We start from the raw sequence: 21,330 nt of genomic DNA, 5'->3' as shown, positions 1-21,330 counted from the left end.
CGGGGCAGGAAACAGACGCGCGGGGCGTGCAAGCCCTGCGGCGGCGCAAGTGCTTTAAACCCGGACCGTCCGGCCGCTTAGCGCGCGCGGAAGGCCGGGCCGATAATTCGCAGGGAAGACGCAAGCCGCATGTGTGTCATGATGGCCCGTTGTCTAAGGGTTTTTACAGCGGAATGGAAGGGGGCGTCCGCACGCAGCGAATGGACTTTACGGGTCTGCTCCGCTATTCTGACCATCTGACGAGATGGGAGTTATTCCATGGCCAAGGATCTCGCAAAGCCCCCGACCTGGAAACTGGAGGACGCAAAAGCGCGCTTCAGCGAAGTCGTCCGGCGCGCGCGAAGCGAAGGTCCGCAACGCGTTACGGTGCGAGGTCGCGACAGCGTCGTCGTCATCAGCGTCGAGGAGCACGAGCGGCTGACCGGATCTCAACCACGGCAAAGCTTCTTGGAGTTCATGGAAGGACTTGGTCATCACGGGTTCGACCTCGATATCGAGCGGGAAGACGACCGGGGACGGGACGTCGAACTGGGAGGATCATGGGCATGAAACGTACGTTCTTCGTGAGGGCCGTTTGGGATGCTGAAGCCGGGGTTTTCATTTCCGAAAGCGACATCGAGGGCCTGCATATCGAAGCCGACGATCTCGACGCCTTTCAGGCCATCATGGCGGACGCGGCCATCGCGTTGATCGTCAACAATCATATCTCGCTGCCGGAACTGGCAACGACACCTCTGAAGGGCCTGATCCCCGCAATCGTCTGGCAAGCACCCATCCTGCCGGTCGCGGCCTGATGCCGGACGGGTTCTACCTGAAAGATGCCGGCTACGACGGCAAACTCTAGAAACACAGCCCCATATCGATCCCGCTGAGCGGGGTCACGCCGGCGAGAAGCGCGCGGGCCTCCGCGTCGTCCTGCTTCATCTGGACGATCAGCGGGTCGAGGCCGTCGAACTTCAGCTCGTCGCGCAGGTGGCCGAAGAAGGAGACGGAGGCGATTTCGCCGTAAAGGTCGCCGGAAAAGTCGAACAGGAATGTTTCGAGCAGGGCCTCGCCATCGCTGGTCACGGTCGGGCGGCGGCCGAAGCTGGCGACGGCATCGTGCAGGGAGCCGTCGGCGCGACGGAAGCGGACGGCGTAGATGCCGTTTTTCAGGCAGACGCCGGGGTCGAGGCGCATATTGGCCGTGGGATAGCCGAGCGTGCGGCCGAGCCGCTTGCCGCCGATAACCTCCGCCTCCACCGTATAGCGATAGCCGAGCAGGCCGGCCGCCTGCGCCACGTCGCCTTCCACGAGCAGACCGCGGACACGGCTGGACGAGATGACGTCGGCGTTTTCGTCGCGAAAGGCATCGACCAGCGTCACGCCGAAGCCGTTGTCCGTGCCGGCCTTCATCAGGAAGGCGGGGCCGCCTTCCCGGCCCTTGCCGAAATGGAAGTCGAACCCGGTGACGACATGGCCGGCCTTCAGCCAGTCCATCAGCACGTCACGGATGAAATCATGCGCCGACACCTGCGAGAAGCTGCGATCGAACGGATATTCGATGACGGCGGCAAAGCCCATGCCTTCGAGGATGCGGGCTTTCAGCGGCGCTGGCGTCAGGCGGAAGACGGGCTCGTCGGGCCGGAAGACGGCGCGGGGGTGCGGCTCGAAGGTCAGCACGAGCGCGGGGACGCCGAGCGCACGGGCCTCGGCCAGCGCCCGATCGAGCACCGACTGGTGACCGCGATGCACGCCATCGAAATTGCCGATGGCGATGACGCCGCCGTGGAGGGCAGCCGGCAAGGGATTTTTCGTCTCGTTGCGGTGAAAGACTGTCATGTCACGCGAGCCGGGGCATCCACCATTTCGGCGTTGCGCCCTCCTTCTTGAGGAAGGCGGCGAGTTTCGCCTCATCGGTTTTTTCGCCGGTCATGTATTCGGCTCCATGAATACCCGCGCTGATGTAGAGAACGTCGATGCCGCTGTACTGCGCGCCGCGAACGTCGGTCGGCATGCCATCGCCGATGGCGATGACGCGGGCACCTTCCAGCGTGCCGCGGACACCTTTGGCTTCGGCGAGCGCCGCACGATAGATCGGCTTGTGCGGCTTGCCGGCAATGCGGGCCTCGCCGCCCAGCTCCTCATAGAGCTTGGCGATGGCGCCGGCGCAGGGGATCAGCCGGTCGCCCCGCTCGACCACGAGATCCGGGTTGGCGCAGATGAAGGGCAGCTTGCGCTTGGCCAGAACCGAGAGCGTGGCGCGATAATCGTCCGGCGTCTCGGTCTCGTCATCGAAGAACCCGGCGCAGACGACGATCTCGGCATCTTCGGAGGCGACGATATCGACGCCCAGGCCAGCCAGCAGCGGGAAATCGCGATCGGAGCCGATGAAGTAGATTTTCTTCGGGCCGGCGGCGATCAGCGCACGGGTGACATCGCCCGAGGTGACGATGCGGTCGTAGGCGGTATCGGGCACGCCGAGCCCGCGGATCTGGACGATAACGCCGGGATGCGGGCGGGGCGAATTGGTGACGAGAACGACGGTGAGGCCGCGGCTGCGCGCGTCCGTCAGCGCTTCGCAGGCCGAGCGAAAGGCCGCAACGCCATTGTGAAGGACGCCCCAGACGTCACATAGCACCACGTCATAGCGGCTCGCGATGTCACGAAAGCTGTTGATGCGAACGGCCATGCAGGCTTCCCGTTGAGACTTCTCCCGGCTGACATCGCAAGGACGTCGCCAAAAGACAAGCCTAAACGCGGCAATCGCATCGCTTATCCGCCGCATTCCTCTGTAAATTGCGCGCCCCGGCGTCTCAAACCAGCGAGAGCAGGAGCCCGCCAGCGGCGCAGACGCCGAGCGTGCCGACCACGCCAAGCCGCGCGACGAAGAGCAGACTGCCCGCCAGCAGCGCGAGAAGCGCTGCCGCGACATTGAAACTCGCCAGTTCGGGAACGGACAGGACCAACGGCCCGAACCGGCTCTGCTGCACCTTCGCAAACAGCACGTGCAGGGCGAACCAGACGGCGAGGTTGAGGATGACGCCGACCACGGCGGCCGAGATCGCGCTCATGGCCGCCACCGCCAACCGGTTGCCCCGCAGCCGCTCGACCGAGGGCGCACCGAGGAAGATGAGGGCGAAGCACGGCACGAAGGTGACCCAGGTGGCGACGAGGCCGCCGATGAGGCCTGCGACGACGGGATCGAGCCCGGCAGGCGGCAGGCTGAACGCCGCCATGAAGGCGACGAAGGTCAGCACCAGAACCAGCGGCCCGGGCGTGGTTTCCGCCAGCGCCAGCCCGTCCAGCATTTCGCCGGGCCGCAGCCAGTGATGGGTTTCCACCGCCTGCTGGGCGACATAGGCAAGCACGGCATAGGCCCCGCCGAAGGTGACGACCGCCATCTTGGAAAAGAAGATGTGGAGTGCGACGAAGACGTTTCCGGCGCCCCAAAGGGCGACGACCAGGCCGAGCGGCGCGACCCAGAGGCATGACCAGAGGACGATGAGCGCCAGCGTCTGCGACCAGGTTCTCGACCTGTCCTTTGCGCCTGCCACCCATCCGGCTTCCGCCTTCCGCCTGGCTGTGAGCAGGCCGAACAGGCCGGCGGCAAGGATGACCAGCGGAAAGGACACGGAGAAGAAGAACAGGGCCGCGAAGGCCAGCGCGGCGATGGCGCGCGACGAGACCGTCTTCAGCGCGCGCCGGGCGAGACGCAGGAGCGCTTCGACCACGATGGCCAGCACCGCAGCCTTCAGGCCGAAGAACACCGCCGAGAGCATGCCCGTCTGGTGGTAAAGCGCGTACAGCGTGGAGAGGCCCAGGAGGATGCAGAGGCCAGGCAACACGAAGAGAATGCCGGCCACGAGCCCGCCGCGCGCGCCGTGCAGCAGCCAGCCGATATAGATGGCGAGCTGCTGCGCTTCCGGACCCGGCAGCAGCATGCAGTAGTTCAGCGCGTGCAGGAATCGATCCTCCTGCACCCAACGCCGCGTTTCCACCACCTCGCGGTGCATCAGCGCGATCTGCCCGGCCGGCCCGCCGAAGCCGAGAAGACCGATGCGGACCCAGACGCGCGTGGCTTGTGCGAAAGACGGCTTGGGGCCGCGACCCGCCTCTGTGGAAACATCGCGTAGATGGCCGGAAACGGCGCCTGTCTCATTCGTGCCGTGTTGATCGTTCATCGTCCCCCCGCGCCTTATCCCGTCCGATTCGTTCTGACAACGATCGATCGACCCCTTGCGACGCGCGTCTCACCCGTGTCGCAGACCGTCTCTACGATGGTCATGTGACAGACAGCGGACAGAAATGCTGCTCGACATAAATGATGGACGCCAATCTTGACTCCGACAGAAACCGTGCTTATCTCAGCCTTGCTAGCACTCGACCTACCGGAGTGCTAACAGACCGATGGATCCTATGAGATCCCAGCGTCATTTGATCGAGGGAAAAGACAATGACAAGCACTACCTTCCGCCCCCTGCACGACCGCGTCGTCGTACGTCGCGTCGAGTCCGAAGCCAAGACCAAGGGCGGCATCATCATTCCCGACACCGCCAAGGAAAAGCCGCAGGAAGGCGAAATCGTCGCCGTCGGTTCCGGCGCGCGTGACGACAGCGGCAAGATCGTTCCTTTGGACGTCAAGGCCGGCGACCGCATCCTGTTCGGCAAGTGGTCGGGCACCGAAGTCAAGCTCAACGGCGAAGACCTGTTGATCATGAAGGAATCCGACATCATGGGCGTTATCGCCTGATATCGGCTCTGCCTCATTGCATGATATCGGCTCTGCCTCCGGCAGGTCCTTTGCACAATCCGACGACACTTAAAATTTGGGCTTATGCCCGGGAGTTTTCAAAATGGCAGCTAAAGAAGTAAAATTCGGCCGCACCGCGCGCGAAAAGATGCTGCGCGGCGTCGATGTCCTCGCTGATGCCGTCAAGGTCACGCTGGGTCCCAAGGGCCGCAACGTGGTCATCGACAAGTCCTTCGGCGCACCGCGCATCACCAAGGACGGCGTTTCCGTCGCCAAGGAAATCGAACTGGAAGACAAGTTCGAGAACATGGGCGCACAGCTCGTTCGCGAAGTCGCTTCCAAGACCAACGACATCGCCGGTGACGGCACCACGACCGCAACCGTTCTTGCCCAGGCCATTGTTCGCGAAGGCAACAAGGCCGTTGCAGCCGGCATGAACCCGATGGACCTGAAGCGCGGCATCGACCTCGCCGTTCTCGCCGTCGTCAAGGATCTGCAGGCCAAGGCAAAGCCGATCTCCACATCGGAAGAAGTCGCTCAGGTCGGCACGATCTCGGCAAACGGCGACAAGCAGGTTGGCGCTGATATCGCTGAAGCCATGCAGAAGGTCGGCAACGAGGGTGTCATCACCGTCGAGGAAGCCAAGACCGCCGAAACCGAACTCGAAGTCGTCGAAGGCATGCAGTTCGACCGCGGCTACCTCAGCCCCTACTTCGTGACCAACCCGGAAAAGATGCTGGCCGAGCTCGAGGACGTCTACGTTCTCCTGCACGAAAAGAAGCTCTCGAACCTGCAGGCTATGCTTCCGGTTCTCGAAGCTGTCGTCCAGACCGGCAAGCCGCTCCTGATCATCGCTGAAGACGTCGAAGGCGAAGCTCTTGCAACGCTCGTCGTCAACAAGCTGCGTGGCGGCCTCAAGATCGCTGCCGTCAAGGCTCCGGGCTTCGGCGACCGCCGCAAGGCCATGCTGGAAGACATCGCCGTTCTGACGGGTGGTACTGTCATCTCCGAAGACATCGGCATCAAGCTTGAGAACGTCACGCTCGAAATGCTCGGCCGTACCAAGAAGGTCTCGATCTCCAAGGAGAACACGACCATCGTTGACGGTGCCGGCGCCAAGAACGAGATTGAAGGCCGCGTTGCCCAGATCAAGGCGCAGATCGAAGAAACCTCTTCGGACTACGACCGCGAAAAGCTTCAGGAACGTCTGGCCAAGCTCGCTGGTGGCGTTGCCGTCATCCGCGTCGGCGGCTCGACGGAAATCGAAGTCAAGGAACGCAAGGACCGCATCGACGACGCGCTGAACGCAACGCGTGCAGCCGTTCAGGAAGGCATCGTTCCCGGCGGCGGCGTTGCTCTGCTGCGTTGCTCGGCCGTTCTCGACGTCAAGGGCGAGAATGCCGACCAGGACGCCGGCGTCGCTATCGTTCGCAAGGCTCTCCAGTCGCTCGTTCGCCAGATCGCCGACAATGCCGGTGACGAAGCTTCGATCGTCGTTGGCAAGATCCTCGACAAGAACGACGACAACTACGGCTACAACGCGCAGACGAGCGAATATGGCGACATGATCGCCATGGGCATCGTCGACCCGGTCAAGGTCGTTCGCACCGCTCTGCAGAACGCAGCGTCGGTCGCCTCGCTCCTGATCACCACCGAAGCCATGATCGCCGAACTTCCCAAGAAGGACGCCCCGATGGGCGGCGGCATGCCCGACATGGGCGGCATGGGCGGCATGATGTAATCCATCCGATAAGGATTGGATGGAATGGAGGGCGGTCCGAAAGGGCCGCCCTTTTCTAGTCTAGTGGCCAAGGCTGAAGCTGTTTGGAACTGTGAGGTCGAAGAAAGTCTGCTAGGATCTATCGATCGGATAAACGTTCCAACCATCGGCGCAGTTCATGGTGCACCTCTTCGGAAACAACATAGAATTGCGCCCTGCGATCAGGAGGGATGCCAAGGCTCGCCTCGCTTTGGGAAATGACCCCGATATCATGAGAATGTTCGGCGTGAGCCACATTGATGTGAGGTCTTTTCTAAAAAATGATGCCGATCTGTGGCTGCATGATATCGCTAGGCATCAGCATGCGTGGGTCATCGAGATTGAGCATCGCTTCGTCGGTGAAATCAGATTGGACAATTTCAATCTTGCAGACCGCCACGCCTCAATGGCAATCGGAATTTTCGATCGGGACATGTTGGGGAAAGGCTTGGGAAGCAAAGCCATTCGGCTCGTGCTGATGCATGCCTTCACGGATTTGCATTTACATCGGATAGGAATCCGAGTTCTTGAATTCAATACACGGGCAGTCAGAGCTTATGAAAAGTGCGGGTTCGTGATTGAAGGGCGGGAACGCGAGACCGCCTTCGTCGATGGGCGCTGGCATGACGATATTATTATGGGACTTTTGGCGAGAGAGTTTAACGGTCAGCACACTTAGTCGATGCCAGACAGAAATGAAGTACACTCCTGCATAGCTCGCCGAGATAACCATGACGACACGTATATTCACGCGAAAACAGCGCGGCTCACGCGATTCCGAGAAAAACAGCGAGCGAGCGTGTAACCGCGATTATGTTCTCGGTCTCGAGCCGGCCAAAGACCGGGCCAAGTCTACCTCTCCTTACCGACATCGTCTTGTCGATCATGACTTGGGATGGCTTGCGAAGACCGTTCTCCGGTGACGGAAGAACCGTCGTCCGGATGAGCGGGGCATCGACCAGCGTACTGGATATGAGCATGATGGTGACGATGCCCGTTTCCGCGAAACGACCTGGATAACAAGGGCGGGCCTTGGCTTGCCGAAGTCTCGCGGCATTGCGACCGTGACGATGTCACCCCTCGTCACGCATCCGCCTCGTCTCCGAGATCAGCCAGAGCAGCATCGATGAAGGCATCCGTACTGGTATCCAAAGCATCTGCGGCTGCGGCGATCCGTGCCTGACGCCGGCACTCTTTAAGGAAATCAGGGCTACGTGTGTCCGGCAACCATATCTGCACCGGCCGCAGACCTGATGCGCGCATGGCATCGCGGTGCTTCTGAACCCGTTGTGTCAAAGGCGTGCGCATGATCTGCCTCCTTCGTTACATGTAACATGATTGAAGTGACAAAACTGTCAAGTTAGGCAACAGCGTCACTCATGTCGCGGAACCTCCTCGCCGCATGAACGTTTAGCGAACATAACTACCTGAGGAGCACTTCATGTCCGACAAAGCCATCGCCAACGACACGTCTTCCAACACCGAAAAGAACCCCGATAACTGGGTCAGCGGCGACGAGCCCATGACGGGGGCGCAGCGGTCTTATCTGCAGACCTTGTCGGAGCAGGCGCATCAGCCGGAACAGTTTGCCGAGGATATCACCAAGGCGGAGGCGTCGAAGCGGATCGATGCGTTGCGCAGCAAGCTCGATCTCGGCGAGTAGCCTGATCAGGAGGCCAGAAGCGCCTTGAGGTCGGTGGCGGGGTTTTCGATGGCGGCTTTGTCCGGCGTCAGCCCTGTCTCGATCAGCTTTTTCCCGACCACATAGGCCTTGGCGTCGTTGATCGCATCCACCGCGATCAGCGCGCCCTGGCGGTAATACCAGACGGAGGCGCTGCCCTCCCTCTGGCCTGCCCGGGTCACCGTCTCGTCATGTCCGAGACCAAAGCCGGCGATTTGCAGTTTGACGTCGTACTGATCGGACCAGAACCACGGTTTCGGGTGATAGGGTGTCGGAATACCCGCGATGTTGACAGCCACGGTCTCAGCCTGATCGACGGCATTCTGCACAGACTCAAGGCGGATCAGCATGTCGGCGAAGGGCAGCACCGCGCAATCGCCCATGGCGAAAATGGTGGGATCGCTGGAGCGGCCGTTGATATCCACGATAATCCCGTTCGCCGTCTCGATGCCGGCATCGTGGGCGATGCTGTCGTTGGCTGAGACGCCGATGCCGACGATCACCAGGTCGACGCCGATCGTCGTGCCATCCGACAGTTCCGCTCCTGTGACCCGGCCATCGCGCTCCAGCAGATGCGTGACGCCAGTGCCTTCGCGCAGGTCCACACCGCGTGAGAGGTGGAGGTCTCGCAGAATGTCTGAGGTTGCCGATGCAGCAACGCGCTGAACGATGCGGTCGGCCATTTCGATGAGGGTCACCTTGAGCCCCAGCGTTCGGGCGATGGCTGCGGCTTCAAGCCCGATATAGCCGCCGCCGATGATGAGGGCATGTCGGCCCGGGCGCATCTCCTCCGCAAGGCGGTCCGCATCACGGTAGTCGCGCAGGGTGAAGACACCGTCGAGCGTGCCGCCAAGGCTGTCCGGCAGGCGGCGGGGCGTGGCGCCGGTCGCCAGCGCCAGCGTGTCATAGGCGAGCGTGGTGTCGTCAGCGAGCGTCACGGACTTTGCGGCACGATCGATCGCGGTCACACCGCAGTCGAGCCGGACGTCGATGGCGTGCTCCGCGTACCAGCTTTCCGGCCGGTACAGCAGCCGATCGAGCGTCATTTCGCGCAGGAGATATTTCTTCGACAGTGGCGGGCGCTGGTACGGCAAACTTTGTTCGACCGAGATCAAGGTGATCGGACGCGTATCCTTCAGCGCGCGAAGCCTGGCGATCAGTGCGAAGGCGGCCTGCCCGCCGCCAACCACGACCAGCCGGTTGTCCTGGACAATTTCGCGCTCTTCCGCCACGCCGTCTTCCCTTCGCATGATTCCGACCGAGACCTAGCCCGTCACGAGCGGAACCGTCAATGCGGTAGAAAACCGCGTGCGATCAATCCCGCTTGGGGATGTCCATGCCCGCCTTGACGGCCGGACGCTCCAGCGCGCGGGCAACCCAGGCCATGACGTTCGGGAAGCTCGCATAGTCGAGCACCTGATCGCCGCCATAGAATTTTCGCGCGCCTTCGATCCACGGGAAGGTCGCGATATCGGCGATGGTGTAGTCGTCGCCCATCAGCCACTGGCGGCCGTCCAGGCGGGCTTCCAGCACGGAGAGCAGCCGCTTGGATTCGTCGCGGTAGCGCTCCATCGGATAGGCATTGTTGGCGACCTTTTCGGCGGCGAACTTGTAGAAATGGCCGAACTGACCGAACATCGGCCCGACGCCGCCCATCTGGAACATGACCCAGGCAAGCGTCTCGTACCGTCCGGCAGCGGAGGCAGGCAGGAGCTTGCCGGTCTTCTCGGCGAGATAAACGAGGATGGCACCGGACTCGAACAGGCCGATGGGCTTGCCGTCCGGGCCGTTCGGATCGATGATCGCGGGGATGCGGCCGTTCGGATTGAGCGAGACGAATTCCGGGGATTTCTGATCGTTGGTGCCGAAGGAGATGAGGTGCGGCTCATAGTCGAGGCCAAGCTCCTCAAGCGCGATCGAGATCTTCACCCCGTTCGGCGTCGGCAGGGAATAGAGCTGGATGGCATCCGGACGGGTGGCGGGCCAGCGGGTGGTGATGGGGAAGGAAGAGAGATCGGCCATGCGGGACGGGTTCCTTGGAAAGGGTTGCGGTTTCACATAGGTGCGATGGTGCGGGATGTCAGTGGGGCGTACGGCGATTTCGTCGCCGCCACAGATGCAAACCCATGCTAGCCGCGCAACGCCCCCTGCACCCGCTCCACGATCTGCCGCACCCTCACATCACCTTCATGTTCCACCTTGCGGGCGCGCACGAGGCAGGCCTGGCTGCGCAGGATGATGCCGTCGGAGAGGATTTTCAGGTGGTTGGCCTTGAGCGTCGAGCCGGTGGAGGTGATATCGACGATGATATCGGCAGAGCCGGAGGCCGGGGCGCCTTCGGTGGCGCCAAGGCTTTCGACGATGCGGTAGAGCTGGATGCCGTGGCTGCCGGAGAAGTGTTGCTGGGTCAGGCGTCCGTATTTGGTGGCAATGGCAAGCCGGCGGCCGTGGCGGGTGCGGAAATCGGCCGCGACATCGCCGAGATCGGCCATGGTATCGACGTCGAGCCAGATATCCGGCACGGCGACGACGACATCCGCATGGCCGAAGCCAAGGCGGGCGCAGAATTCCACGCGCTCGTCCGCATCGCTCAAGCCTTCGCGCACGAGGTCTTCGCCCGTGACGCCGAAATCGACGGAGCCTGCGCCGATCTCGCGGGAGATTTCGGATGCGGACAGGAAGGCGATCTCGACATCGTCGATGCCCTCGACGCGGCCGCGATAGGAGCGGTCGTTGCCAACGGTCGAGATTTTCAGGCCGGCGCGCTCGAAGATGGTCGAGGCCTCGTCCTTCATGCGGCCCTTGGAGGGAAGCGCGATGGTGATGGTCATGCCGGCTCTCCCGTCTTTTCCTTCGCGGCCTCGCGCAGCGCCTCGATGCGGTCGAGCCACAGCGAGAAGCCGACGGCCGGGATGTGGCTTTGCGCACCGAGCAGGGTCATTAGCCGGTCGAAGCGGCCGCCGCCGGCCAGCACCTCGCCGCCGGATGCGGCGATTTCAAAGACCATGCCGGTGTAATAGTCGAGCGGACGGCCGAAGGCGGCGCGGTAGGTCATGGCGGAGAGATCGGCGCCGGCATTGGCGAGGGCTGCAAGACGCGCATCGAAGGCGGCGATGGCGGGTCCGAGCTTCAGGTCGGCGGCATCGGCGAAACCAGCGAGGGCTGCGGAGGCCTCGGCCAGCGGCAGGCGTAGCGTCAGGAACTCGCGCAGCAACAGCAGCGCCGAGCCATCAAGGCGGGTTTCGGCGAGTTCGCGCTTTTCCCTGAGGCGGCGGGCGATTTCGGCCGGCGAGCGGCTGGCATTGGTGGAGTAGCCGGTCTCTTCCATGCGGCGCTCCAGACGGGCGATCAGCTCGTCCTGCCGGTCTGCCGACAGCAGGGCCTCGATCTCGGGGTCGAGACCGGTCACGGGCTGGGGTCGGGCCAGGCGGTCGAGCAGGGCTTCGAGGTGGGCCGGGTCGCCGAAGGCGTGGATCAACCGCTTCTGCCAGCCGACCGGCAGGCCGAGGGCGGCTACCACGGCCTCGAACACGGCTTGGTCACCCAGCGTCAGCGAGAGGGCGTGGGCCTTGGTCTTGGTTTCAGCCTGGCCGGGCAGCACGACGCGCAGCAGGTCCATCGCATCGACGATGGCGCGGGCATCGGCGCTCGCCACGTCCCGCTCTCCCAGATCCTCGATACCGGCCTGATAGAACTCCTCCGCGCCGCCGCGGCGCTGGCGAAAAACCTCGCCAAGATAGGCATAGCGCTTCGGCGTGCCGGTGGCGGTCTCGATATGGCGCAGGCAGACGGGAATGGTGAACTCCGGCCGCAGGCAGAGGCTCGTCCCCGTCTCGCTTGCGGTGAGGAAGATACGCCGGCGCAGGTCCTCGCCGGCCATGTCCAGAAAGGGATCGGCTGGCTGGATGACCGGCGTGTGCACCCGCTCGGCCCGCCGTGTGGCGAAGGCTGCGAGGAGGTCCGGGGCGAAATCGGGGAGGTCGTAGCGGGTCATGAATGTGCGGTTCCCGGGGGCGTGCGGGCGGGGGTGAGGAGGAGAGCCGATACGGTCGCGGGGAGGCCGCCCCTCATCCGCCTGCCGGCACCTTCTCCCCGCTTGCGGGGCGAAGGGCACTCGGAGTTACCGTGTGCCACGTCCCCTCGCCCCGCAAGCGGGGAGAGGGTTAGGGTGAGGGGCTGCGAGGTTGACGATGAGAAAGACACGCCGGTCAGCCTGCCGCCCGGTCGCGGTCCTGCCTTTGCGCATCCAGCATCTCGCGGACTTTTTCCACCAGTTCGACCTCCGGCACCGAGACCTGCGCGACACGGGCCTCGCGCCATGTGGCGTTGTCCTCGATCTCGCCGGAGAGGCGCTTGCCTTCGATCAGGTCCTTGATCTGGACGAGACCCTCGGCGCGCTCGTCGCCGCCCTGGATAATGGCCAGCGGCGCGCCGCGGCGGTCGGCGTATTTCAGCTGGTCGCCGAAGTTCTTCTTGTTGCCCTGATACATTTCGGCGCGGATGCCGGCGTGGCGCAGCGTCTGGGTGAAGCGCTGGTAGCGGCCGAGGCTTTCGATATCTCGGTCCATGACGCAGACGACGACCGGGGCGAGAACCTCGTCCTCCCCCAGCTTGCCGAGGTTCTTCAGCGCCGTCATGAGGCGGGAGACGCCGATGGAAAAGCCTGTGGCCGGCACGGGCTGGCCCATGAAGCGGGAGACGAGCCCATCGTAACGTCCGCCACCGCCGACGGAACCGAAGACGACGCTTTCGCCTTTTTCGTTTTTCACGGCGAAGGTCAGTTCGGCTTCGAAGACCGGACCTGTGTAATATTCGAGGCCTCGGATGACGGAGGGATCGATCTTGATCCGATCTTCGCCGTAGCCCGCTGCCCGGACGAGTGTCTCGATCTGGTCAAGTTCGTTCATGCCCTGCGTGTAGAGGTCACTTGACGGATAGTAGTCATCGTCAGAGAGATAGGCGAGCACACTGGCGATCTGATCGGGACCGAGGCCGGCGCCCTTCGTGAAGTCGCCGCTCTCGTCCTTGCGTCCCTCGCCGAGCAGCAATTTCACGCCCTCGAGGCCGAACTTGTCGAGCTTGTCAATGGCGCGGAGCACTGTCAGGCGGCGCCCGGCATTGTCGTCGCCGGCAAGGCCGATACCGTCGAGGACGCCGTCGAAGACCTTGCGGTTGTTCACCCGCACGACGAACTGATCCTTCAGGCCCAGCGCCTCCATCGTATCCGCCATCATCATGCACATTTCGGCATCCGCCTGCACGCCGGCGGCGCCCACCGTGTCGGCGTCGAACTGCATGAACTGGCGGAAGCGGCCGGGGCCGGGCTTTTCGTTGCGGAAGACCCAGCCGGCGCGGAAGGTGCGGTAAGGCAGCTGGATCTCGTTGAAATTCTCCGCGACATGGCGGGCGAGCGGCGCGGTCAGGTCGTAGCGCAGCGACATCCACTGATCGTCGTCGTCCTTCAGCGAGAAGACGCCCTCGTTCGGGCGGTCGCTGTCGGGCAGGAACTTGCCGAGCGCGTCGGTATATTCGAACAGCGGCGTTTCCACGGGGTCGAAGCCGTAGAGCTCGTAGACCTCGCGGATTTTCGCCACCATGCCATCCACCGCGCGGATATCGGCGGCGGAGCGATCGACGAAGCCGCGCGGCAGGCGGGCCTTGAGCTTCTGAGGCTTCTTCTTCTTGTCGTTCATGGCGTCTCGACCGTCTCGTTTTCGGCTGGAAGGGCTCGTTCAATGGCGCGTGAGTAGCTTGGCGCCTTCCCTATCCGATCATGGCCAGAGCGGCAAGGCTGGGCGACAAGGCTGGGCGGCAAGAGGGGGTACGGGCGACCGGTTGCGCGAAAGGTGGAGCGGATGGCTTTCTTTCGCCCGGTTCCTGCTTATGTTGAGGGAATGCGCGCCTTCATTCTCGCCCTCGCCATATTCTGCGGCATCCTTTCGGGATGGACGTCGGCCGTGGCGCAGGCTCAGGACCTTGCGCACGGGAAAACCGTTGTCGCCGCACATGGCGCTCATGGCGACGATATCGGCGGGTCTTCCGGATCATCCGATTGCGCGGGCGCCTGCCATGATCCGGTCAAGACGTCGCACCCGATGCTCTGCTCGGCCTGTTTCGCGCTGGAGGTCGAGGCCGGCGATCTCGGCAGGCTTCCGGGTCCGGTGCAGCGCCTGCGGCCGGCGGCGGAGCTTCCGTTGACGGCCTCCACCCCGAAACCCGCAGCGCCGCCGCCCAAGACGGCTCTTTCGACCTGATAGCGTTCATCATCATTTCGAAAGGACAGACCATGTTTCGACACCAGGCCATATGCGCCGCCACGATCGCTCTTCTCTCCCTCTCCAGCACCTTTGCCACCCCGCTTGCCATGGCGCAGGACGCGGCGAAACCCGTGGATCACAGCCAGATGAACCATGACGCCATGTCGGGCGACGCGACGAAGCCCAAGGGCGACCAGGGTCCATCGAGCCAGGCCTTTGTGAAGGCCAATGCCCGGATGCATGCGGGCATGGCCATTACGTACACCGGCAAGGCCGATGTGGACTTCGCCAAGGGCATGATCGCCCATCATCAGGGTGCGATCGACATGGCGAAGGTGGAGCTGGAATTCGGCACCGACCCCAACCTGCGCGCGCTGGCGCAGGAGGTGATCAAGGCGCAGGAAACCGAGATTGCCCGCATGAAGGACTGGCTCGCCAAAAACGGCGGCTAAGGCCTGAGACATACTGCATCATTCCTCAAGCCGGGAATCGGCTTGAGGGCAAAATGATGCAGCGGGTATAAAACGTTACAGCGGCGTGGGGCCGGCCATGGCTTGGCCCCACGCAGCACGGCGAGAAAATTTGGGAGAGAACGGAATGAAGCGCTTCAAGACGATTGCGGGTGTGCTCTGCCTGCTGGTGGGGCTGATCTGGACATTGCAGGGGGCCAATCTGATGGGCGGGAGCTTCATGACCGGGCAGACGCACTGGCTGGTCATCGGCATCATCGTCGCGGTCATCGGCATCGCGCTTCTGGCCAGCGGGCGGCGGGGCCGCACGCTGTAGGATGGGCGGTTACGGCCGCACGAAGGCGGCGCGAAGCGCCTCGACCGGCTGTCGGCAGATGCAGCCTTCGATATGGTCGTTGACGAGGCCCATGGCCTGCATGAAAGCATAGACCGTGGTGGGGCCGACGAAGGTCCAGCCGCGCTTCTTCAGGTCCTTGGAGATCCGCACGGAGACGGGCGTCGTCGGATTGGCGGCGATGGCCGCAAAGGTGACGCTGGCGGGCCGCTCGTGCAGGGCCGGCTCGAAGCTCCAGAAATACCGGGCGAGCGTGCCGAATTCGGCACGAAGGTCCTGCGCCCGCCTTGCATTGTTGATGGTCGAGACGATCTTGCCGCGATGGCGCACGATGCCGGCGTCCGCGACGCAGCGGGCGATGTCGTCCTCGCCGAACGCCGCAACGGCATCGATGTCGAAGCCGTCAAAGGCAGCGCGGAAGGATTCACGCTTTCTGAGGATCGTCAGCCAGGAAAGGCCGGACTGGAAGCCCTCCAGGCAGATCTTTTCAAATAGCCTGCTGTCGTCGGTCACGGGGCGGCCCCATTCCTCGTCGTGGTAGCGCAGGTAATCCGGCAGCTGGCCCGGCCAGAAGCAACGGGTCAGGCCGTCCGCGCCGGTGATCAGGCCTTTGGGTGCCTCGGTCTCGCTCATCCCATTCCCCCCTCATGAACCCGCGCGTTTCGACGCTTCATGCTTCGTTAACCATTTCTCGAAAGCACGCAATAACCCTACCGAAGACTTTCACGGTTCGTCCACCCGTTCCGCGACGCTCGTTTACGCTTCCTATTCCGCTGCGGTGTCAGGCTTCCACGATACGCCGGATGAACCGGTTGAGCCACCGCCGCCGCCAGATCGAGAACGAGCCCGTCATGAAGACATTGTTGATCCTCACCACCCTCCTGTCCGTTGCCCTCACCGATGTCGGGTCCGGATACGCGCAGGCCGCCGAGCGCTACGGCAACCGTCCGCCGGTCATCGTCAGCCCGGATCTGACCGCGCCCTGGCTGATGCAGCTCGGCGCCGGCAATGCGCGCGTCGAGCAGAGGGGCGTACGCCGGCAGCGGGCCGCAGGCGACCAGCCGCGCATCGTCTACCGCGAGCGTCCGGCAGCCTATGCTCCGCGCCAGCAGGTGATCTACCAGCGCCCTGCTCTTCAGCGGCCCGCTCCGCAACGCGCAGCACCCCTCGTCCGCTCCGCCGGCATGGTGGCGCCGCAGCGGCCCGTGCGGCCGATCGATCCGCAGTTCCTGCCGCAGATGGTGGCCTATGAGACCCGCGAGCGGCCCGGCACGATCGTCATCGATACCAACAGCCGTTTTCTCTATCTCGTCACCGGCAATGGCGAGGCCCGTCGCTACGGCGTCGGCGTCGGCAAGCCGGGCTTCGAGTGGGCCGGCGCCCACAAGGTGACGCGCAAGGCGGAATGGCCGACCTGGCGCCCGCCATCCGAAATGATCGCCCGCGAGGCCGCCAAGGGGCATTATCTTCCCGCCAGCATGGAGGGCGGTCCCGCCAACCCGCTCGGCGCCCGCGCCCTCTATCTCGGCTCCACGCTCTACCGCATACACGGCACCAATGCGCCCTGGACCATCGGCTATGCCGTCTCGTCGGGGTGCATCCGCATGCGCAACGAGGACGTCACCGACCTTTACGAACGCGTGAACGTGGGAACGCGCGTCATCGTGATGTGAAGAGAGAGGGCGTCGGCGCGTAAGCCGGTTTCGACGCAGTATCGTGCTTTTTCGGCAACAGCCGTTCCCGAGGTGACATCGGGGACGGTCACATTCGGTCGATGTTGCAACCGATGATCTTGCGGGATACGTGCGATCGAATAGCGTTTCCCCGATGCGTTGCGCAGGGCGCGACCGCACGGCGCGACGGGCGGGCTCGATTGGGAGAGACACAAATGACAATGACAGCGACAAGACTGGCAGGGGCCGCCCTGTCGGTTGCGATCTTGATCGGCGGCGCCGGCGTGGCATCGGCAACGATGATCGAGCGGCCTGCGGCGACCATCGGGCAGAGCGACGTGACGACCGTCGCCGCCTCGCAGCGCAAGCCGGCGCGTGAGTTCTGGCGGACCAAGGTGCGGCTGCGCACCGACGAGGCGCCGGGCACCATCATCGTCGATACCAACCATAAATATCTCTATTATGTCGAGGGCAACAACAAGGCGACCCGCTACGGCATCGGCGTCGGGCGCGAAGGCTTCGGCTGGTCGGGCGTGGTGAAGGTTCAGCGCAAGGCCGAATGGCCAGGCTGGACGCCGCCGCCCGAGATGATCGTGCGCGAGCGCAAGAATGGCCATATCCTGCCGGCCTACATGGAAGGCGGCGTCAACAACCCGCTCGGCGCGCGCGCCCTCTATCTCTACAAGGGCAAGAGCGACAGCGGCTTCCGCATCCACGGCACCAACCAGCCCTGGACCATCGGGCAGAACATGTCGTCCGGCTGCATCCGCATGATGAACCAGGACGTCGAGCACCTCTACGATCGCGCCTCCATCGGCGCCAAGGTCATCGTGGTCGGCCCCGGCAACAGGCAGGGCGAGGTCTCCTACGACGACCGCGGCATCGATCTGCTGCGCACCATCTTCGGCGGCTGATCGTTTCGTTGTACACCTTAAGGACCGGTCGGCCTGCTGCCGGCCGGTCCTTTTTTCGTCTCTTGTTTTGTCGCATGATCCGACGCCCAAGCGATCTCGCTTCGACTGGACATGCTGTGGGGGAAGCGCGTGGCGGACGAGCCTGTCGAACTATTCTCCGCCATCCATCACAGCCGGGCGGCCGACGAGATCGTCCAGCGGATCGAGAGGCTGATTCTTGACGGCGTGCTGCGCGACGGCGACCGGCTGCCGGGAGAGCGCGACCTTGCGGCCCGCTTCAACGTCTCCAGACCGATCCTGCGGGAGGCGCTGAAGGAACTGGAGGCGCGCGGACTGCTCGTCAGCCGGCACGGCGGCGGGACCTTTGTCGCGGATATTATCGGCGAGATCTTTTCGCAGCCCATGCGCGCCCTGATCGTTCGCCACAAAAAGGCGGCGCGGGACTATCTGGACTATCGCCGCGAGATCGAGGGGCTGACGGCCGAGCGCGCCGCGCGCCATGCGACGCCTGCCGATCGCGAAAGCCTGACACGGATCGTGGCGCGGATGCGGACCGCACGGGACGCGGACGACCGCGACAACGGTCTGAGGGCCGATATCGACTTCCACATGGCCGTGGGGGAAAGCGCCCACAACATCATTCTGCTGCACACGCTGCGGTCCTGCTACCGGCTGCTGGAGCAGGACATCTTCTTCAGCCGCACCACGGTGTTTGCGGTCCCGGGAGCGTCCGACAGGCTGCTGGAGCAGCACGAGGCCATCCATGCGGCCATCCTTGGCGCTGATGCGGGCGCTGCACGCAAGGCGGCCGAAAGTCATATCGATTTCGTCATCGGCGCCAGCCTCGATGCGCACCGGGCGGAGGACCGCGCACGGATTGCGCGCCTGCGCCTGCAGGAGCGGCAGCAGGATTGAATTGCGCCATGGACTGTCGCATCCGCGATAGGCGATGGCGGTGCGCGACCATATTTGTTGAAGATTGCAGGCATAGTGAGAATCACGGCCATATCCATATTTCGATGGACTGTGACAGCGTCTCCGTCCATTCGGATCATTCGAACGTGCGGTATGGCGCGAGTCGTATCTTTTTTACAGGATCATGGATCGACCTCCCGTTTTGGGAGTTAGACCGGGAATTTCTCCCAGCGCCGTTTCGGCGACCTCGATCATTCTCCCGGATATTGCGTCCGGTGAAAGGGCCGCACGTCATTGACCATTCTCGACAGCATCGTTTCCGAAGTCCGCCTGATGTTCCGCCGTCCCGAGCGTATGCAGTTCGCTGCCCTGTGCTACCGGTTCCGGAAAAAGAGTGCCGTGCCGGAAATGCTGCTGATCACCAGCCGTGATACCGGGCGCTGGGTTATCCCCAAGGGCTGGCCCATGGAAGGCAAGGCCTCGCACGAGGTTGCCGCACGCGAGGCCTGGGAAGAGGCCGGCGTGAAGGGCGAGCCCTCCTCCGATTCGATCGGCAGCTTCATCTATGAAAAGGGCATGAGCAAAGGCCTGAAGATCACCTGTCGGGTTCATGTCTATCCGGTGGTCGTGTTCGACATGGCCAAGCGCTTTCCCGAGAAGGGCTCGCGCACCTTGGAATGGGTCACCTTCACGGAGGCTGCCGGCCGCGTTGCCGAACCGGGCCTGCGCGCGCTCATCCTCGACTTCCAGACACAGCTTCTCGCGACCATGCAGCCGACCGAAGAGCCGCGCAGCGCCGCGAAATAGGACACCCCATTCTCGCGCCGATGCTGAGGAGCCATTCGTCGGCGGTCTGCTTTTGGCCGCTTTCGAGCGGCAGGCAGGGCGATCATGAGACTGTCAGGCTTGCGGCATCTCCTCAATCTGACAATATCTCGCCAGCGGGAACGTTGCGACGTTGACGCTCCTGGAAAGCGTCGCGCGAGACTTCCGGTATAAAAGGACGACCCGATACGGACGGCGCCTACCCTGCCGCGCGACTCACCTGTCGCGCAAGGGCTCTCACGCCGGTGCGACAAGGAATGACATGGGGAAGACGACACCCGCCCTGGAGAAATCGACACTCGACAAGGACCTCGACAAGCTGACGCTGAACGAGGAGGCGTCGCATTTCGTCCTGAAAGGCTCGGTCGGTCTTGGTCTCGGCTTCATCTTTCTCGTCTTCGTCATGATCATTGCGGCGAGTGCGGTCTCCGAAGCGCCCGGCGCGATCATCGTCGTCGCGGCGGCTGCGATCGCCGGCTACATGGCGATGAATATCGGCGCCAACGATGTGACGAACAATGTCGGTGCGGCCGTCGGCGCACGGGCGATGACGATGACCGGCGCTCTGGTGATCGCCGCGATCTTCGAGATCGCGGGTGCGCTGTTTGCCGGCGGGCGCGTGGTCTCGACCATCGAGGGCGGGCTGGTGGATGCCTCCGCCTTCACCGACAGCGCGACGCTGGTCTGGGTCATGATGTCCTCGCTGATCTCGGCTGCCGTCTGGATCAATGTCGCGACGTGGTGCAGCGCGCCGATCTCCACCACGCATGCCATCGTCGGCAGCATCCTCGGCGCGGGCATCGCGGCCGTCGGATTCTCGTCGGTGCAATGGCTGTCGCTCGGCGGCATCACGCTCAGCTGGATGCTGTCGCCCTTCATCGGCGGCGGGGTGGCGGCCGGCCTGCTGTTCTTCATCAAGACGTTCATCATATACCGGGAGGACAAGATCGCCGGAGCGGTGTTCTGGCTCCCGATCCTGCTCGCCTGCATGGGCGGCGTCTTCGCCGCTTATTTCGCGCTGATCGGGCTGGAACGTGTCTATCATATCCCGCCTGGGAAAGGGCTGGCGGTTGGGCTTTTCGTGGGTATCCTGATCTATCTCGCGTCGCGCCGCTCCGTGGCACGCCGGGCGGTCGGGCTCGAGAACCGCAACCAGTCGCTGCGGCCGCTGTTCCATCTGCCGCTCGTCGTCTCCGCGGCCCTCCTCTCGTTTGCGCATGGGTCCAACGATGTCTCGAATGCGGTCGGGCCGCTGTCGGCCATCGTTGCCAATGTCGGCACGATGGTGCCGGGCGAAACGGCCGACGTCGCGTTCTGGGTTCTCCTGATCGGGGCGCTCGGCATTTCCGCCGGGCTGCTGCTCTACGGTCCGAAGCTCATCCGCGTGGTCGGCGAGGAGATCACCAAGCTCAATCCGGTGCGCGCCTTCTGCGTCGCGCTCGCCACCGCCATCACTGTCATTCTCGCCTCGACCTTCGGTCTGCCGGTGAGCACGACACATATCGCCGTCGGCGCGGTGTTCGGCATCGGCTTCTTCCGCGAATGGTACACGCGCAATTCCAAGCTGCGGCTAGCCTATGTGCGGCGGAAAACGGGACAATCCGAGTTCCAGCTGCGCGCCGAGCACGGCGCAGACGAGACGCGGCGGCGGCAGCTGGTCCGGCGCTCGCATTTCCTGACGATCGTCGGCGCCTGGATCATCACCGTCCCCGCCTCCGCCTTGCTTTCAGGGCTCCTCTACATTCTCTTCTCCGCGATCTTTCTGTAGAA

Annotated in this window: 24 protein-coding genes and 1 pseudogene; 14 read left to right on the top strand and 11 right to left on the bottom strand. The window is 63.6% G+C overall.

Features of this window, described 5'->3' with window-relative positions; translation table 11 throughout:
- Positions 1-258: 258 nt before the first annotated feature.
- Positions 259-549 (top strand): type II toxin-antitoxin system Phd/YefM family antitoxin, encoded by a 291-nt coding sequence (locus tag GA0004734_RS06945; RefSeq protein ID WP_092932377.1) that lies wholly within the window; start codon positions 259-261, stop codon positions 547-549.
- On the top strand, positions 546-794 hold the full coding sequence (locus GA0004734_RS06940; protein ID WP_245292356.1) for a DUF1902 domain-containing protein: 249 nt from the start codon (positions 546-548) through the stop codon (positions 792-794). The genes GA0004734_RS06945 and GA0004734_RS06940 overlap by 4 nt, the downstream gene beginning before the upstream one ends.
- A gap of 46 nt (positions 795-840) precedes the next feature.
- Here GA0004734_RS06940 and GA0004734_RS06935 read toward each other — a convergent pair whose 3' ends face one another.
- The 3 genes from GA0004734_RS06935 to chrA form a co-directional block, all read right to left on the bottom strand.
- Positions 841-1,821 (bottom strand): bifunctional riboflavin kinase/FAD synthetase, encoded by a 981-nt coding sequence (locus tag GA0004734_RS06935; protein WP_092932373.1) that lies wholly within the window; start codon positions 1,819-1,821, stop codon positions 841-843.
- Position 1,822: 1 nt separating this feature from the next.
- Positions 1,823-2,671, bottom strand: a complete 849-nt coding sequence (locus GA0004734_RS06930) for a TIGR01459 family HAD-type hydrolase (protein ID WP_092932371.1) — start codon at positions 2,669-2,671, stop codon at positions 1,823-1,825.
- Between the two features lie 124 nt (positions 2,672-2,795).
- The gene (gene chrA, locus GA0004734_RS06925; protein WP_092932369.1) at positions 2,796-4,163 is read right to left on the bottom strand and encodes a chromate efflux transporter; all 1,368 of its coding nucleotides are present in this window, start codon (positions 4,161-4,163) and stop codon (positions 2,796-2,798) included.
- 272 nt (positions 4,164-4,435) lie between these two features.
- On the opposite strand from chrA, the gene groES reads away from it, so the two are divergent.
- The 3 genes from groES to GA0004734_RS06910 all read left to right on the top strand — a co-directional run bounded on the left by groES (position 4,436) and on the right by GA0004734_RS06910 (position 7,170).
- A complete protein-coding gene (gene groES, locus GA0004734_RS06920; protein WP_092932367.1) occupies positions 4,436-4,732 on the top strand; it encodes a co-chaperone GroES in 297 nt (98 codons plus the stop codon).
- Between the two features lie 103 nt (positions 4,733-4,835).
- On the top strand, positions 4,836-6,473 hold the full coding sequence (gene groL, locus GA0004734_RS06915; protein ID WP_092932365.1) for a chaperonin GroEL: 1,638 nt from the start codon (positions 4,836-4,838) through the stop codon (positions 6,471-6,473).
- Between the two features lie 157 nt (positions 6,474-6,630).
- A complete protein-coding gene (locus GA0004734_RS06910; RefSeq protein WP_092932363.1) occupies positions 6,631-7,170 on the top strand; it encodes a GNAT family N-acetyltransferase in 540 nt (179 codons plus the stop codon).
- Positions 7,171-7,258: 88 nt separating this feature from the next.
- On the opposite strand, the pseudogene GA0004734_RS06905 reads toward GA0004734_RS06910, so the two are convergent.
- Together GA0004734_RS06905 and GA0004734_RS06900 are read right to left on the bottom strand one after the other, a co-directional pair.
- Positions 7,259-7,578, bottom strand: a pseudogene (locus tag GA0004734_RS06905) (type II toxin-antitoxin system PemK/MazF family toxin).
- On the bottom strand, positions 7,575-7,799 hold the full coding sequence (locus GA0004734_RS06900) for an antitoxin MazE family protein (protein ID WP_092932361.1): 225 nt from the start codon (positions 7,797-7,799) through the stop codon (positions 7,575-7,577). Before GA0004734_RS06900 ends, GA0004734_RS06905 begins: the two are co-directional and overlap by 4 nt.
- Before the next feature lie 133 nt (positions 7,800-7,932).
- Between GA0004734_RS06900 and GA0004734_RS06895 the strand changes: the two genes are divergently transcribed.
- Positions 7,933-8,154, top strand: a complete 222-nt coding sequence (locus GA0004734_RS06895) for a DUF3072 domain-containing protein (RefSeq protein WP_092932359.1) — start codon at positions 7,933-7,935, stop codon at positions 8,152-8,154.
- Between the two features lie 5 nt (positions 8,155-8,159).
- On the opposite strand, the gene GA0004734_RS06890 is transcribed toward GA0004734_RS06895, so the two are convergent.
- From GA0004734_RS06890 to hisS, 5 genes are all read right to left on the bottom strand, one after another.
- Positions 8,160-9,422: an NAD(P)/FAD-dependent oxidoreductase gene (locus GA0004734_RS06890; RefSeq protein ID WP_092932357.1), complete on the bottom strand. Its 1,263-nt coding sequence runs from the start codon at positions 9,420-9,422 to the stop codon at positions 8,160-8,162.
- A gap of 64 nt (positions 9,423-9,486) precedes the next feature.
- Positions 9,487-10,194: a glutathione binding-like protein gene (locus GA0004734_RS06885; RefSeq protein WP_092932355.1), complete on the bottom strand. Its 708-nt coding sequence runs from the start codon at positions 10,192-10,194 to the stop codon at positions 9,487-9,489.
- Between the two features lie 107 nt (positions 10,195-10,301).
- Entirely contained in the window at positions 10,302-11,003 is a 702-nt protein-coding gene (hisG, locus tag GA0004734_RS06880; protein ID WP_092932353.1) for an ATP phosphoribosyltransferase, read from the bottom strand.
- Complete coding sequence (locus GA0004734_RS06875; protein ID WP_092932351.1) at positions 11,000-12,166, bottom strand: ATP phosphoribosyltransferase regulatory subunit; 1,167 nt, start codon at positions 12,164-12,166, stop codon at positions 11,000-11,002. Before GA0004734_RS06875 ends, hisG begins: the two co-directional genes overlap by 4 nt.
- Positions 12,167-12,380: 214 nt before the next feature.
- On the bottom strand, positions 12,381-13,865 hold the full coding sequence (gene hisS, locus GA0004734_RS06870; RefSeq protein ID WP_092932349.1) for a histidine--tRNA ligase: 1,485 nt from the start codon (positions 13,863-13,865) through the stop codon (positions 12,381-12,383).
- Positions 13,866-14,027: 162 nt separating this feature from the next.
- On the opposite strand from hisS, the gene GA0004734_RS06865 reads away from it, so the two are divergent.
- The 3 genes from GA0004734_RS06865 (at position 14,028) to GA0004734_RS06855 (ending at position 15,215) form a co-directional block, all read left to right on the top strand.
- Positions 14,028-14,426, top strand: a complete 399-nt coding sequence (locus GA0004734_RS06865) for a hypothetical protein (protein WP_092932347.1) — start codon at positions 14,028-14,030, stop codon at positions 14,424-14,426.
- A 32-nt stretch (positions 14,427-14,458) separates the two neighbouring features.
- On the top strand, positions 14,459-14,881 hold the full coding sequence (locus GA0004734_RS06860; RefSeq protein ID WP_175386240.1) for a CopM family metallochaperone: 423 nt from the start codon (positions 14,459-14,461) through the stop codon (positions 14,879-14,881).
- Positions 14,882-15,026: 145 nt separating this feature from the next.
- A complete protein-coding gene (locus tag GA0004734_RS06855) occupies positions 15,027-15,215 on the top strand; it encodes a hypothetical protein (RefSeq protein ID WP_092932345.1) in 189 nt (62 codons plus the stop codon).
- Positions 15,216-15,224: 9 nt separating this feature from the next.
- Here GA0004734_RS06855 and GA0004734_RS06850 read toward each other — a convergent pair whose 3' ends face one another.
- Entirely contained in the window at positions 15,225-15,866 is a 642-nt protein-coding gene (locus GA0004734_RS06850) for a DNA-3-methyladenine glycosylase I (protein ID WP_092932343.1), read from the bottom strand.
- Positions 15,867-16,084: 218 nt separating this feature from the next.
- Between GA0004734_RS06850 and GA0004734_RS06845 the strand changes: the two genes are divergently transcribed.
- The 5 genes from GA0004734_RS06845 (at position 16,085) to GA0004734_RS06825 (ending at position 21,328) form a co-directional block, all read left to right on the top strand.
- Positions 16,085-16,906 (top strand): L,D-transpeptidase, encoded by an 822-nt coding sequence (locus GA0004734_RS06845; protein ID WP_092936004.1) that lies wholly within the window; start codon positions 16,085-16,087, stop codon positions 16,904-16,906.
- A gap of 215 nt (positions 16,907-17,121) precedes the next feature.
- Positions 17,122-17,820, top strand: coding sequence for a L,D-transpeptidase (locus GA0004734_RS06840; RefSeq protein WP_092932341.1), 699 nt, complete (start codon positions 17,122-17,124; stop codon positions 17,818-17,820).
- 111 nt (positions 17,821-17,931) lie between these two features.
- Positions 17,932-18,735: a FadR/GntR family transcriptional regulator gene (locus GA0004734_RS06835; RefSeq protein ID WP_092932339.1), complete on the top strand. Its 804-nt coding sequence runs from the start codon at positions 17,932-17,934 to the stop codon at positions 18,733-18,735.
- A gap of 333 nt (positions 18,736-19,068) precedes the next feature.
- Positions 19,069-19,542, top strand: a complete 474-nt coding sequence (locus tag GA0004734_RS06830; protein ID WP_092936002.1) for an NUDIX hydrolase — start codon at positions 19,069-19,071, stop codon at positions 19,540-19,542.
- Between the two features lie 280 nt (positions 19,543-19,822).
- Positions 19,823-21,328: an inorganic phosphate transporter gene (locus tag GA0004734_RS06825; protein ID WP_092932337.1), complete on the top strand. Its 1,506-nt coding sequence runs from the start codon at positions 19,823-19,825 to the stop codon at positions 21,326-21,328.
- The last annotated feature ends 2 nt before the right edge of the window (positions 21,329-21,330 follow it).

The sequence above is a fragment of the Rhizobium sp. 9140 genome, assembly GCF_900067135.1.
Lineage (GTDB): Bacteria > Pseudomonadota > Alphaproteobacteria > Rhizobiales > Rhizobiaceae > Ferranicluibacter.
Note: the sequence above shows the minus strand (reverse complement) of the source record. Positions and strands in the feature narration are given on the sequence as shown.